The organism is Hoeflea algicola, from assembly GCF_026619415.1.
In the GTDB taxonomy this organism is placed as follows: Bacteria; Pseudomonadota; Alphaproteobacteria; order Rhizobiales; family Rhizobiaceae; genus Hoeflea; species Hoeflea algicola.
In genome coordinates this window covers 2,538,169-2,551,609 of sequence record NZ_JAOVZR010000001.1, presented here as the reverse complement: position 1 = coordinate 2,551,609, position 13,441 = coordinate 2,538,169, and the positions used below count along the sequence as shown (strand labels likewise).

At 55.9% G+C, this 13,441-nt stretch carries 12 protein-coding genes; 11 read left to right on the top strand and 1 reads right to left on the bottom strand.

Annotation, left to right across the window (positions count from 1 at the left end; genetic code table 11):
* Positions 1-12: 12 nt before the first annotated feature.
* The 5 genes from istB to OEG84_RS12485 all read left to right on the top strand — a co-directional run bounded on the left by istB (position 13) and on the right by OEG84_RS12485 (position 5,508).
* Complete coding sequence (istB, locus tag OEG84_RS12505) at positions 13-771, top strand: IS21-like element helper ATPase IstB (RefSeq protein ID WP_267652424.1); 759 nt, start codon at positions 13-15, stop codon at positions 769-771.
* Between the two features lie 387 nt (positions 772-1,158).
* Positions 1,159-2,490: an aspartate aminotransferase family protein gene (locus OEG84_RS12500; protein ID WP_267654076.1), complete on the top strand. Its 1,332-nt coding sequence runs from the start codon at positions 1,159-1,161 to the stop codon at positions 2,488-2,490.
* Positions 2,378-3,958 (top strand): aldehyde dehydrogenase family protein, encoded by a 1,581-nt coding sequence (locus OEG84_RS12495; protein WP_324288198.1) that lies wholly within the window; start codon positions 2,378-2,380, stop codon positions 3,956-3,958. Before OEG84_RS12500 ends, OEG84_RS12495 begins: the two co-directional genes overlap by 113 nt.
* 241 nt (positions 3,959-4,199) lie before the next feature.
* Positions 4,200-4,520: a hypothetical protein gene (locus OEG84_RS12490; protein ID WP_267654074.1), complete on the top strand. Its 321-nt coding sequence runs from the start codon at positions 4,200-4,202 to the stop codon at positions 4,518-4,520.
* A 295-nt stretch (positions 4,521-4,815) separates the two neighbouring features.
* Positions 4,816-5,508, top strand: coding sequence for a GntR family transcriptional regulator (locus OEG84_RS12485; RefSeq protein WP_267654073.1), 693 nt, complete (start codon positions 4,816-4,818; stop codon positions 5,506-5,508).
* A 52-nt stretch (positions 5,509-5,560) separates the two neighbouring features.
* On the opposite strand, the gene OEG84_RS12480 is transcribed toward OEG84_RS12485, so the two are convergent.
* Complete coding sequence (locus OEG84_RS12480; RefSeq protein ID WP_267654072.1) at positions 5,561-6,328, bottom strand: short-chain dehydrogenase/reductase; 768 nt, start codon at positions 6,326-6,328, stop codon at positions 5,561-5,563.
* Positions 6,329-6,505: 177 nt separating this feature from the next.
* Here OEG84_RS12480 and OEG84_RS25520 point away from each other — a divergent pair, with 177 nt between their 5' ends.
* The 6 genes from OEG84_RS25520 to OEG84_RS12450 all read left to right on the top strand — a co-directional run bounded on the left by OEG84_RS25520 (position 6,506) and on the right by OEG84_RS12450 (position 13,438).
* The gene (locus OEG84_RS25520) at positions 6,506-6,793 is read left to right on the top strand and encodes a putative quinol monooxygenase (protein ID WP_425602847.1); all 288 of its coding nucleotides are present in this window, start codon (positions 6,506-6,508) and stop codon (positions 6,791-6,793) included.
* Positions 6,794-7,432: 639 nt separating this feature from the next.
* Entirely contained in the window at positions 7,433-8,332 is a 900-nt protein-coding gene (locus OEG84_RS12470; protein ID WP_267654070.1) for a substrate-binding periplasmic protein, read from the top strand.
* Between the two features lie 149 nt (positions 8,333-8,481).
* The gene (locus tag OEG84_RS12465; protein ID WP_324288197.1) at positions 8,482-9,243 is read left to right on the top strand and encodes an amino acid ABC transporter ATP-binding protein; all 762 of its coding nucleotides are present in this window, start codon (positions 8,482-8,484) and stop codon (positions 9,241-9,243) included.
* A 100-nt stretch (positions 9,244-9,343) separates the two neighbouring features.
* Positions 9,344-9,994, top strand: coding sequence for an amino acid ABC transporter permease (locus OEG84_RS12460; protein ID WP_267654069.1), 651 nt, complete (start codon positions 9,344-9,346; stop codon positions 9,992-9,994).
* 111 nt (positions 9,995-10,105) lie between these two features.
* On the top strand, positions 10,106-10,747 hold the full coding sequence (locus OEG84_RS12455) for an amino acid ABC transporter permease (RefSeq protein ID WP_267654068.1): 642 nt from the start codon (positions 10,106-10,108) through the stop codon (positions 10,745-10,747).
* Between the two features lie 909 nt (positions 10,748-11,656).
* Complete coding sequence (locus OEG84_RS12450) at positions 11,657-13,438, top strand: thiamine pyrophosphate-binding protein (protein WP_267654067.1); 1,782 nt, start codon at positions 11,657-11,659, stop codon at positions 13,436-13,438.
* The last annotated feature ends 3 nt before the right edge of the window (positions 13,439-13,441 follow it).

The following is a 13,441-nucleotide window of genomic DNA, read 5'->3' as shown; positions in this document are numbered from 1 at the left end:
AGAGGATAGAGAATGCTTGATCACCCAACGCTGGATCAGCTCAAAACACTCAGGCTCGACGGCATGGCAGAAGCCTTTGCCGAGATGCAAAAACAGGACGGCACAGCCGGGCTTAGCCACGCTGAATGGCTTGGGCTGCTCATTGATCGAGAGACCGCCAGTCGTGAGACGAGGCGATTTGAAAGCCGCATGCGTACAGCAAAACTGCGCCACGTCGGTGCCTCGCCGGAGGACGTGGATTACAAGTCGCGGCGCGGCCTCGACAAAGCCATGTTCCAGCAGATGCTGACCGGGCGCTGGATCAAGGACAAGCGCAACCTGATGATCACTGGCCCCTGCGGCGTTGGCAAAACATGGTTGGCCTGCGCTCTGGCGCAAGCCGCCTGCCGAGACGGTATCACTGTGCTGTACAAGCGCATGCCACGTCTCTTTGATGAATTGGAACTGGCCCATGGTGACGGACGCTTTCCGCGTCTGTTCAAGGCCCTTACCAAAACTCAACTGCTAATCCTGGACGACTGGGGACCGGATCGCCTCAATGCCAGTCAGCGTCGTGACCTTATGGAAATAGTCGAGGACAGATACGAGGTTGGATCAACCTTGATCACAAGCCAATTGCCCATCGACACCTGGCATGACGTGATCGGGGAACCCACCTTCGCCGATGCCATTCTCGATCGCCTCGTACACAACGCCTATCGCGTCGAACTCGACGGCCAGAGCATGAGGAAAACCAAACTCGGAACAGGTGACGAAAGCATCCAATCCTGATAACCAAATCATCAGGCCTCGCAGCCGCTATATAAGGGTGGCCGGATACCCCGGTTTAGGTGGCCGGATGTTATCGGAATGGCCGGCCGGATACTCCGGAATGCGCAGCTGCCCGAGCAACTCGCAATTCTCGCCGCATAACCGGTTTTGGACTAGGCCAATTCGCACTTGCCGTTAACCGTCGCAACAAAACTCTGCTCCAACGGCATGACGTCGAAATGACGATCGATAAATACTGTCGGTAGCGGGCATAAACTGTGTGTTGACCGATGGTATCCACCCGTGTACAAATGAATATATTGGTAATGCGAGCGAGGCACTACGGCTATCCACTTGATAGCCATGCAAGCCGTCGCGCGGTGAGATTGAAGATTGTGGAGGCCCAAAATGGTGGAATCATCTGGCAAAACGGACGCTGGTCGTCATGGGACGTTGTCGGCGACGGAGGCCGAGCGCCTTTCTCTGGTCGAGCGCCTGCTGCCCGGCGCGGGCATTTCGGCGTCGAACCTTGCGGAAGGGACCCGTTTCATCACGGCCCGGGCCGAGGGCGCGCGGGTTTATGATGAAAGCGGCAATTCCTATGTCGATTTCATCGTTGGCGCTGGGGCGCTGATCCTTGGCCATGCGAACGCGGCGGTGCAAGCCGCCGTTGTTGACCAAGTGACAAAGGGGACCCATTTCGCGCAACTGATAAGCAGCCCGGCGGTCGATCTCAGCCAGGAGCTTATCGACGCAATTCCGTGTGCCGAGAAGCTGGTTTACACGACCACCGGATCTGAAGCGACGTTCTATGCAATGCGGATCGCCCGGGCGTTCACGCAGCGCGGCAAGATCCTGAAGTTCGAGGGTGGCTATCACGGCAACCATGACTATGCCCTCCAAAGCACAACGCCATTCACCACGTCCAATTTTCCGGCAGGCCGTCCCGATACGGACGGAATTCCGCCGAATGTGGGTGAGAGCGTTCTGGTTGCCCCGTACAATGACCTTGAGGCAGCCAGAACCATCATTGAGGAACACAAGAGCGATCTTGCCGCCATTATTGTCGAGCCGATGCAGCGAAGCATTGCGCCCAAGCCTGGCTTCCTGGAGGGACTGCGGGCCTTGGCAAACAGCCATGGCGTGCTGTTGATTTTCGACGAGATCGTCACCGGTTTCCGTCTCGCTTACGGCGGTGGTCAGGAATATTTTGGCGTCACGCCGGACCTGGCAACCTACGGCAAGATTATCGGTGGTGGTTTTCCGCTGGGGGCCGTTGCCGGTCGTGCCGATGTGATGGATGTCTGCACAGTCTCGAGACGAGGCAAGGAGCCCTATGCCTTCGTCGAGGGTACGTTTTATGCAAACCCCGTCGCCTGTGCTGCCGCTCTTGCGACGCTTAAGGAATTGCGGAAGCCCGGTTTTTACGATCGCCTCAATGCGCGAGGTGAAGAGCTGCGTACGGAATTCCGCCAGATTATCGCCAAGCACGCAATTCCAGCGAAGATCCTTGGTGATGCATCGGTCTGGCAAATCTTGTTTTCGGATTCCGACCCTAGCAATTACGCAGAATATGCAAGTGGTGACATAGCCAAGACGAGAAATTTTGACGTCGATCTCGTCAGGAATGGCGTTCTGGTGTTGCCGTGTACCCGCCGTCAGCTTTGCGAGGCCCACACACAGCACGATATTGAAGATGCATTGCGTGCCTTTGATGCGGCATGCCGCGCAGCAAAGTAGTTCTTGCCGATATGTTCCGTGGATAAACAGGGTCTCCAGAATGAATGATCAATTCGAATCTCGCCTATTTCTGAAAAATGGTTGGCAGACGTCGAAGTCGACCTTTGATGTCTTGAACAAATTCAGCGGCGACAGCATTGCCACGGTGTTTGAAGCCGATCAGGAACAGGTTGCCGCGGCAATTGCCCATTGCCGCGACGCGTTTGGCAAAGGGGTGCCGAACCCCTATGAGCGAAGCGAGATCCTGCGTCGGGCCGCTGACATCTTGTCGGACGAACGCGCGCTTTTCGAAGCGACCTATGAAGCAGAAACCGGATTTACAAAGTCTGATGCGCGCGCCGAGGTGTCGCGATGCATCGAGACCTTCCGGCTGTCGGGCGAAGAGGCAAGAAGATTCGATGCCAACGAAACCATCCCGATGAGCGGCGCGCCGGGCTCCGCCAGGCGTTTCGGCTATTTGCGACGGATGCCGATCGGGCCGGTGGCGGCAATCACGCCATTCAACTCGCCGTTGAACACGGTTGCCCACAAGGTGGCGCCGGCAATTGCGGCGGGGAACCCGATCATTCTCAAGCCGTCATCGCAGACACCGCTTTGCGGTGCGCTTATCATTTCGCTGTTGCTGAAGGCAGGATGGCCGGGAGATCTTTGTGCATTGCTGCAGGGAACACGCAATGTCGGCCGGGCGTTGTTGTCAAACCCCGATATCGCCTTCTTTACATTCACCGGTTCGACCGAGGTTGGCAGGGATGTCCATGCTGCGGCCGGATTGCGCAAAACCCAATTGGAACTCGGGTCGATCGCGTTCACCATCGTTGCGGCAGACGCAAACCTGGATGATGCAATCGCCAAAATATGCAGTGGCGCCTTTCGCAAGGCAGGGCAGGTATGTACCTCGGTGCAGACCGTTCTCGCCGACAAGTCCATTCTTGCCGAGATGACCGAGCGGCTGGCCGAAGCAACCGGAAACGCGGTCTACGGAGACCCTTCGGCAGAAGGTGTGCTGACCGGGCCGATGATCTCGCTTGCGGCTGCAGAAAAAGCCCAGCAACGCATCGACAATGCGGTCAGGCAGGGTGCGCAGGTGGTTCGCGGTGGCAAGCGTGACAGAAGTGTGCTGCAGCCGACCTTGCTCGTCGGGGCGGATCCGACCGCAGACGTGCGATGCCGGGAGATGTTTGCGCCGGTGGTGTCGGTGGCGCCTTTCAACACGCTGGATGAGGCGATATCCATCGTCAACGCTACGCCTTACGGTTTGGCGAGCGGCTTGTTCACGACCCGGATCGACGCGGCTTTCAAGGCGGCCGAGCGCCTCGACGTCGGTAATGTGCATATCAACAATACATCAAGCGCGCGGGTGGATCTGATGCCCTATGGTGGCGTCAAGGACAGCGGTCTCGGTCGTGAAGGGCCGGCCTACGCCATGCGTGAGATGACCCATGAGAAGCTTGTCACGTTTGAGCTTTAAAATGCGCCCGTTCTCTCGGGCACTTGGGATGAGGCGTCTGACCGTGCCATGCTTGGAAGACGGGAGATCTGCTTTTGCTTGGATTTTCAGCGAATCTGTCTTTTCTTTATACCGAATTGCCATTCCTAGACCGGTTTGCTGCCGCCGCCGCCGATAGTTTCACGGCGGTAGAGTTTGTCTCTCCGTTTGAGTTGCCACCGGAAATACTGGCCACAAGGTTGGCTCGGCTCGGCTCGGCCTGGTGCTGGATCTGTTCAGTTTGCTGGCCGGTGACCGGCAATCCGGCGAGCGGGGTATCGGTTGCCTTCCTGAACGCATCGGCGAATTTCGCTGCGGCAACCATCAGGCCATTGCATATGAGTATGAGTTGGGGTGCTCGAAGATGAACTACCCGGCGGGGATTCCGGCTGAAGACGTTGAGCCCGTGCGGCTAGGTGCGGTTCTCTTCAATAATCTGAGATATGCAGCGCCGCGGCTTTCGGACGCCGGCCGGCAAATTGAAACGTGTCAACACAGATCGAAAAATAACATCTCGCGGCTTGCAGCACGTTACCCAGCCTGATGGCGCTCCGACTTTTGGCTAACAGTACTTTTTTGGACATGTCGCCGTGTCGAGATTAGGATGTGGAGCCGGTGCCCGGGATCAGATTTTCCGGACCAGACAAGATTGGCTTTGTCCGGTTCATGCGGGATAGGGATCGTGACTGGGTGCCATACAGGATACGGCTAGCGTGTCAGGGCGTGAAATAGGCGATGGATGCCTTGTCACCTTAAGTGAGCCGGACTACAAGGGCTTGGATACAACTGAATGCGAAGAATTTTGCGAGGCCGCTTTGGTACGGAAAAATGACAAGTCGATGGGCTCTGAAACAGTCGATGCACCGATACGCGGCGACGCTCTGGCGGAGAATGCATACCAGCATATTCGCGAAGCGATCAGTGATGGGACATTGCAGCCTGGACAGCGGGTGACCGAAACGCAATTGGCGAACTGGCTCTCGGTAAGCCGGACTCCCATCCGTGCAGCGATACAACGCCTGGAATCGGAAGGATTGTTTGCGCAATCGCCGCGTCAGGGCATGATCGTGCGGCAACTCGACTACCAGGAAGTCGTCGAACTCTATGCCATGCGTGAAATTCTCGAATGCAACGCTGCGCGACTGGCCGCACAGCAAGCGACGGAGCCGGACATCGATTTTCTGGCTGATATTCTCGAGTTGGAAGAGAGTGTCCCTGAAGGCGACCATGTTGCTGCCGCACGCGCCAACCGTACGTTTCATACGACGTTGCACAAATCGGCGCACAATCGCTACCTGATCGAGAGCATTGCCGCATTGTACAATGCGATGATCCTTCTGGGCGGAACCACACTTGCCGTCGACGGGCGCCGTAGCGAGGCGCTCGAGCAGCACCGGAATCTGGTGCAGGCTATTCGCGATCGTGATGGCGATGCGGCCTATGCGGCGATGTCCAATCATATCCGCTCGGCCCAGCGCAACCGGCTCAAATTGATCATGAATTCACTGGCGACATCTGCCACTCTTGATTGATGGCTTGAAGGCGCTTTTCACGCCGATATTGATGTGCCGTATAGCAGTCGCACTATGGACGCGCGCCTGATCCGCCATCAACATTGATAACGCTGCCGCTGATATAGCCGGCGCGCGATGATGCAAGAAAGGCGATGACGTTTGCAATGTCGCCGGGTTCTGCCGCTCTTCCGAACGGCAATCCTTCAACCAGTTCTGCCCAGCGCGATTCGTCGCCGAACTCGTCCGCGGCCTGCTTCTTCCACAGCAGTCGAGCCCGTTCAGTCGCGGTGACACCGGGGTTGACGCCAACGATGCGTACCCCGTGAGCCGGGCTTTCCGCACCGAGCGCCCGCGTCATCGCCACCAATGCCGCATTCGCGCCTGACAGCGCGATCGCCTTCGCATTCACGCGCTCGCCAGACATGCCAATCACATTGACAATTGCCCCCGAGCAACGCTGTTTCATCAGGGGGTAAAAAGCCTGGATCATGCCAAGATAGCCAAATACTTTTGGCTGCCATCCGGCCTCGATGTCGCTCAGGGAGAGCTCTGCAAGGCTTCCAGGCGGAACGCCGCCTGAATTGTTGACCAGGATATCCACGTCCGGAAAAGCGCAGGCAAGGGCAGACGGGGTGTCTGGGTTCCCAGTGTCATGCGATGCAACTTCGATCATTGCTCCGGTTTCAGTCGCAATCTCGCGTGCGCTGGCGTTGAGCATATCCAGGTTCCGAGCCACCATGATGACTTTGCAACCTTCCTGAGCCAGGAGCCGGGTTGTGGCCAGCCCAATTCCTTTGCTGGCTCCTGTTACCAAGGCAGTCCTGCCGTTCAATGCCAATTCCATCTCAAGTTCCTCCAGGTAATGCTATTGATCGCGACGAAGCTTGCCAACCGCCGGTTCTCACCAGCTAGCGATGACGCCGCTCACACGCGAAGGCAAATTTCATTTGATATATGCAATTGGATACAGTTAAATACAATAGAAAATTGTCACGACCAAACCTGAGAGAGCCATATGCTTGTCCACACTGCACATCTTCGTTGCCGCCCAGATGCCGTTGAGCAATTCAAGTCGCGCCTGCAAAAACATGCGGAAATTACGCTGAATGCAGAGGAAGGATGTCAGAAATTCGCTATCCACCAGGCGCGCGAGGAGCCGACCTGCTTCTTGCTTGTCGAGCACTATCTTGACGAAGAGGCGCTCGAAATCCACCGCGTAGCGCCGCATTATCTGCAATTCCGCAAGGATGTCAGCGATTGGATCACCAGCCGTGACTGGTGGTTTTGGGACCCGCTCAACTAAACGCGGATGAGATCGTTGGCCATGGTAGTCGGTTTGCCACGGTCATCCGAGAAGAGGGAACAGCTCCGGAACTGGCTGGCATCCTGCATTCGTGATGTCAGGTCAGAGGTTCTAAACCCCACCAGTCAATACGGCGCGCAGGGGAAGCCGCTTCCTGCAATCACTACGAAGGCCTTTCCTTCCGTTCGCCACCACAGGTTCCATTTTCCGGTGCGGCGTCGGCCGGTGTAGGCCCACTTGTCCGCGACCCACCGCCGGTTCATGTGGTTTCGCTTGTCTGCGATGATCTTTGGCTCCAGACACCAGACCCGGTAAAGCGCGCGCCTCCCGTTCCCCGCAGTCTGAACCGCCGCATACCCATGATAATCTGCGATCACGCCACTTCCGGCAAATCCAGGTTGTTGTGGCGGGGCACTCGTTGCGGGAATGGGCACGGTTTTGGCGCCAGTGGCTCAAACGCTTCTACGGGAAGCGCTTCGGCGAGTGGGCCAATTTCGATACGACAGCATAATGCCGCTCGTAACCGGGGCTTTATCATCCATAAATCCCGGCTAATTTAAGGGGATGATAGCTGCCCCCTTGATTCGTGAACTCGTTCGTGTACAGTTGTATCCTTAAACATCCAAAAGGGGGAACGTAATGCATAGTTTTAAGGTTAGAATTGGAGCTGTCCTGGCGGCGTCGACACTGGGTCTTCTCGCATCGGTCACCGCAAGCTCGGCTGACACATGCGGCGAGCCGGGAAAGTCCACATTGCAGATTGTCCAGGAGCGCGGCGTGTTGCGGGCGGGTGTCCGGCCTGATTTCCCTCCGATCGGCTCTGTTGATTCGACAGGCAAGATTGTCGGATTCGGCGCAGATATTGCACGTGAGTTCGCCAAGCATCTGGGCGTTGAAGTCGAGTTCATTCAGACCACCAGTTCAAACAGATTTCCCAATCTGTTGACATGCAAGACCGATGCGGATTTCGGCGCCACGACGGCGACCAAGGTTCGTGACGAGCAAGTCGACTTCGTCCCGCACTATGCTTGGGACGTCGCGGTTATTCTGGTCCAGAAAGGTCAGCCGACAGATCCGAATGTCTATTTGAAGGATGCCGATGCGGTCGTCTGCTCTACGCAGGGCGGTATCTGGGGCAATGTCTGGAAGGAAAAGGCGCTGGAGATGGGCACCGACACGGATGTCAAACTCTACCGCGAGGAACCAGACATCGTCTTGGCAATGGCGTCTGGCAAATGCGACATCGCGCCGATTGCCCTGAACACCGCACAGGTCATCCTGGGAAAGCTGGGTGAGCAGGCGGCCAACGTCGTCATTGGTGGTGAGTTCCAGAAGGATGCAAACGGGCTGTTTGTCCGGGAGAACGATTCCGACTGGCGCGATTGGCTGAATTGGGGCCAGCAGCGGCTTTATGCCGAAGGCCGGTTCCAGGAGCTCTATGTCGAGCATTTCGGCTATGAGCCGTCCTTTGTGCCGTGGGAGCAGGGCATGCTCCAGCCGCAGGTCATGGAGGTCGCCAAAGAAGGCGATAAATGGTGATCCAATAAGGTTCAAATATTTGTGCAGTATACCAGTCTGCGCAAGTTTAGTGGTCCATTGACCGCAAGATGAAAGCTGCTGAGCCGCCCCTCTTTTGCGGAGGGTCGGCGCAGCGGTGCGCAACTGGCAAAAACTGCAGGTGGAGAGCAATGACCGAAGCGCCGTCCAAACCCGAAAATACCATCATAGAGTTTTCCGCAGTCAACAAGAGCTACGGAGCCTTGCATGTGCTCAAAGATATCAACTTTTCGGTCAATTCCGGAGAGGTGGTTGTCATTTGCGGACCGAGCGGATGCGGCAAGAGCACCCTTATCAGGTGTATCAATGCCCTGACGCCGTTCAACACTGGCGAGATGATTGTTGATGGTCGCGATCTCTCCGATGCAAACATTGACGTTAACAATCTGCGTGCTGAAGTCGGGATGGTATTTCAGCAGTTCAATCTTTACCCGCATCTCAGTGTTCTGGATAACATTACGCTGGCTCCAAGACTTGTTAAGAAAATCGACAGGGCTGAGGCTGAAGAAACGGCCAGAAAGCTTCTCGACCAAGTGGGAATTCATCAGAAAGAGGATGCATATCCCGGGCAATTGTCCGGCGGTCAGCGGCAACGCGTTGCCATTGCGCGAGCCCTGGCGATGCAGCCGAAGATAATGCTGTTCGACGAACCCACTTCGGCCCTTGATCCCGAGATGATCAGCGAAGTGCTTGATGTTATGGGCAATCTGGCAGAAGCGGGGATGACCATGCTGGTCGTGACCCATGAAATGGGTTTTGCCAAACGGGTGGCAGATCGCGTTGTGTTCATGCACGAAGGCAGGATCATCGAGGAGAACCAGCCGGACGCGTTCTTTTCAAACCCGGTGGACAGCCGGCTTGTTTCATTCCTCGACAAGGTTCTTTCTCATTGAAGGACGGGACCCGGAACAGGGATCGTCGATATTCCGCAAGGAAACACAACACGATGCAAAGGCGTCTGTTAGCAAGGGGGGAGCATTTGCTCCGTAAGCGATGGATTGGTTCATACTATGGGACTATCGCGAAGATCTTCTAAACGGCATGTTGCTGACAGCCGAACTGTCGGTTGTTTCAATCATCGCCGCTACGCTGGTAGGAGTTCTGGCCGGCTGCATGCGTGCAATGCCATCATTCTTCATAAGAAGAATAGGCAATGCCTATGCCGAGATATTTCGAAATACGCCGATTTTGGTGAAGCTGTTCTTTCTGCATTTCGTATTGGATTTTGATGCGCTCGCAGCTGGTTTCGGTGCATTGGTACTGCACCAGAGCTCCTACATATCCGACTACACCCTGGCTGGCTTCAGATCTGTTCCGCCGGGCCAGCTGGAAGCGGCTCAATCCACCGGGATAAGTTACGCCAAGGCAATATGGTATATCATTATACCTCAGGCAATACGCCCAGTGATACCGCCGTTTACAATACAATATATTCAAGTCGTAAAAGACTCTTCTATTGTAAGTATTATCGCTGTCTACGACATCATGTATGTAATCAATCTTATCAACAACGATACCTTCAGGGCCGTTGAATCCGCGGTCGGTGCGACTTTCATCTATTTGAGTTTCGTGGCGGTCGTCGTTGTGTCGATGTCAATTCTGCAGTCGATCGTGGATAGGAAATTCCATCATGCCAACAGGTAGAACCCTCGAAGCTCTTTCAAGTAAAGAGGTCAGAAACGAGTTCATTTGGTACACATCCATTCTTGCCGCAATACTTAGCGGAATATGGTTGGTGCGAGACTGGAGATGGGGGTGGTTTATGACGCCATTCCGTTTCTTGCACGTACACTGGGCGTGTCCTGGGTTCTTGCAATCTTGTCCATTGTCGCTGGAATGGTGATCGCGGTGCCTCTGGCTGTCGGTCGAATGTATGGACCCATCGGCGTAAAGCAGTTGTGCATTGCCATCATCGAAGTGGTGCGCGGAATTCCGGACTTGCTCATCATATTCTGGGCTTACATGGCGCTACCAATTTTCTTCAATTTCAATGTCAGCAGCTGGTGGGCAGCGGTCATCGCCTTGACGGCATTGGCCAGCGTCAATCTTGCCGAAGTTATCAGAGGTGGCGTCTATTCGGTTTCGAATGAACAAATCCAGGCAGGAAAGGCGACCGGATTGGGAGGCGCTCAGATTTTTATGTACATCGTACTTCCGCAAGCGATCCGAAACATGATTCCGGCAATGGCCGGGCAGTTGGTCAGCATATTCAAGACAACTTCGCTGGTTTACGTGATCGGAATGGTCGAGTTCTTTCGGGCGGTTACTTTGGTCAATTCGTCAGTCGTCGCGCCATACCCGTTATACCTGACAATGGCGGTCGTGTATTTTATCTGCTGCTTTACGATATCGTTTGGTGTTCGGTTGCTTGATCCTGATTATATCGTCGTCGATTGATGAGGCCGGAGTCTGCAGGTGGTTGAGACCGGGTGATGCCAAACCTGATGGATTGGCCGCGTCTCGGTTCCCGCGGCGGTAAAGGCGGGAACTCTGGCTTCGCTGTTAGCACTGCGCCCGCAACGATGGTCCTATATGAGATCCTGGCGCTCTGACTGCACCCGCAACAAGCCTTTCGCAAAGCTGGACCGGATCAAATCTTTCCTCGGTTACCTGCCTCCGGTCAATGACCACATGCTCTATGAAGACAATCCGTTTGCCTCATTATTTGATCTCATGCACGCGCGTGAGCGATTGGGTTTCGAGCCAAAATACAGCGCCAGATCCGTGGTCGGCCTGAATGATTGAGAATGATAAGGACACCCCGAACCGTAACGCTGCGCCTGCATGACATGAATTCGCGATGATCCCCGGATGGGTCAGAATTTGTAGCCAGACGCAGGTGCGCACCTTCGCACCCACCATGATCCAACGCCATTATTTGGAGACAGACGCGACCAGATCATCGCGGGAGGTGGCAATGCCAAGGTGTGGCGGCTGTCTGTGGGAATATCGAAACCCACAATAGTGGGCCCGGGGTCGAAGGCTTCGGGAACATGTCATCGAATGCCTCGATGGAGAACATTGGGCGTGTGTCAACATTACATCTGGCCGGAAAAGGCCATGAATCTCCATTCGAGATCACTTGGTTGACAATAAGGATACATCAGGATACAAAAGAATTCAAAGAGGAAAATGAATACTGCGGATCACCACAGGCAGCATGAATATGCCTGAGGGTTTCGGGAGGCCGGGGGGGCGGCAAACACTGTCGCTTCGGCAGAGCCCTATCGGTATTTTAAGGAACCAGAACTTCGGGCAGCGGGTCGCATTCCAGGATCCGCCAGAGATGGGAGTGAGAAATAGCTAATGGCGATTAAAAAAGGTGGCGACCTGATCGCGGAATTCCTGGTCAAGGAGAAAGTTCCGTATGTATTTGGCATCTGCGGTCATGGAAATGTTGGCCTGCTGGATTCGCTCAGGGACGTACAGGATGACGTCAAGCTGGTGTCTCCACGCCATGAGCAGACGGCTGTCCACATGGCAGATGGATATTTCCGCGTAAGCCACGTTCCGGCGGCGACGCTGACCTCGACGGGTCCCGGTTCCGCAAACCTGATCATGGGACTGGCCGTCGCCCAGACGGACTCGTCGGCGATCCTGTCGATTACCGCCAACGTCCCGACCTCGCAGTTCAACCGTGGTCCGTTTCAGGAGCTGAACCAGAACCATCAGGCGGATTTCAACAACGTCATCAAGCCTGTCGTTAAGCGGTCCTTCCAGCCAAGCCGGGTGGAGATGCTTCCGCTTGCCATGCGCCAGGCGGCGACCACGATGACCAGTGGCCGCCCAGGGCCGGTCAACCTGGATATCCCCTATAACCTGTTCATGGAATCGGCGGATGTCGTCGAGGAGCCGGCGTGGAACGGGTATCTGAGCCGGCGTAGTGGTGCCGGCGCCGAAGATGTCGGTCGCGTGGTCGATATGTTGTTGGCAGCAGAGCGACCGGTGATCTTCATCGGTCACGGCGTAGCCCTTTCCGAAGCGCAGGATCAGCTCTGCGAATTGGCTAAATGGCTCTCAATCCCCGTCATCAGTTCGCCCAACGGAATGGGCTGCATCGATATGGAAGACCCGCTATCGCTCGGGTTTATCGGTCGCAACGGCGCCTATGCTGCCAATCAGGCCGGGCGGCATTCAGATCTTGTGTTGGCGATCGGTGCGCGCTTTGATGATCGCTCCGCCTCGTCATGGAAGCCCGGCTATTCCTGGAATTTCCCGCATACAAAGCTCATCCACGTTGATGTGGACAACGCGGAAATCGGCCGCAACTATCCGCCGGATCTCGGAATTCTTGCCGATGCAAAGGCGTTTCTGTTGCAGGTCCTGGCCGAGCTCGAGCACAGGAATGTAACTGCCGAACCACGTCGCAAGACGTTTTGGGATGATATTGCGAAATGGCGCAACGAGTGGGAGACATTCGTCCGGCCCGGGTTCGAGATGCACAGCACGCCGATCCGTCCGGAGCGCATTGTCGCCGATTGCCGTGCGGTCTTGCCCGATGATGCGATCATTTCGCTGGATTCGGGTATTCACCACAATTGGTTCATGCAATTCTGGCAGGCCCGCAGACCCCGCAGCATGCTCAACACCTGGGGCTATTCCGGGATGGGGTTCGGCCCCAGTTCGATCCTCGGCGCCAAACTCGCCGCGCCTGATCGGGTCTGCGTGTCAATCTGCGGAGACGGCGGCTTTACCATGGTTCCGCACGTGCTGTGCACGGCAGTGGAATATAATATTCCGGTCGTCTGGGTTGTCTGGAACAATTTTGCATGGGGCGCGATTCGTGACCTGCAATACGCCTATTTCGAGGGGCGTGAATACGGGACAGCCTTCTATTCCGGGCCCGACAAGAAGCCCTATAATCCCGATTTCGCGGCTTGGGCCCGCGCGGCTGGCGTCGATGGTTATACGGTCACCCGCTCGCAGGACTTCGCACAAATTCTTAGCGAGGCGGTGCAGTCAAACAGGCCGGCCTTGATCGACGTGCATGTGGATGCAGACATCCGCCCTCCCTCGACCGGCTCGTGGGAATTGCCGCCGATCACGCCGAAGGAACCAGTGTTCGGCAAACCCTGGATGCCCTCCTGACAA

Excerpts from the sequence above, each read along its gene's own strand:
- OEG84_RS12485 (WP_267654073.1), top strand. The coding sequence starts at position 4,816 with ATGGGCTCTGAAACAGTCGATGCACCGATACGCGGCGACGCTCTGGCG.
- OEG84_RS12495 (WP_324288198.1), top strand. The coding sequence starts at position 2,378 with ATGGCGTTCTGGTGTTGCCGTGTACCCGCCGTCAGCTTTGCGAGGCCC.
- OEG84_RS12500 (WP_267654076.1), top strand. The coding sequence starts at position 1,159 with ATGGTGGAATCATCTGGCAAAACGGACGCTGGTCGTCATGGGACGTTG.
- OEG84_RS12460 (WP_267654069.1), top strand. The coding sequence starts at position 9,344 with ATGGATTGGTTCATACTATGGGACTATCGCGAAGATCTTCTAAACGGC.
- istB (WP_267652424.1), top strand. The coding sequence starts at position 13 with ATGCTTGATCACCCAACGCTGGATCAGCTCAAAACACTCAGGCTCGAC.
- OEG84_RS12450 (WP_267654067.1), top strand. The coding sequence starts at position 11,657 with ATGGCGATTAAAAAAGGTGGCGACCTGATCGCGGAATTCCTGGTCAAG.
- OEG84_RS25520 (WP_425602847.1), top strand. The coding sequence starts at position 6,506 with ATGCTTGTCCACACTGCACATCTTCGTTGCCGCCCAGATGCCGTTGAG.
- OEG84_RS12470 (WP_267654070.1), top strand. The coding sequence starts at position 7,433 with ATGCATAGTTTTAAGGTTAGAATTGGAGCTGTCCTGGCGGCGTCGACA.
- OEG84_RS12465 (WP_324288197.1), top strand. The coding sequence starts at position 8,482 with ATGACCGAAGCGCCGTCCAAACCCGAAAATACCATCATAGAGTTTTCC.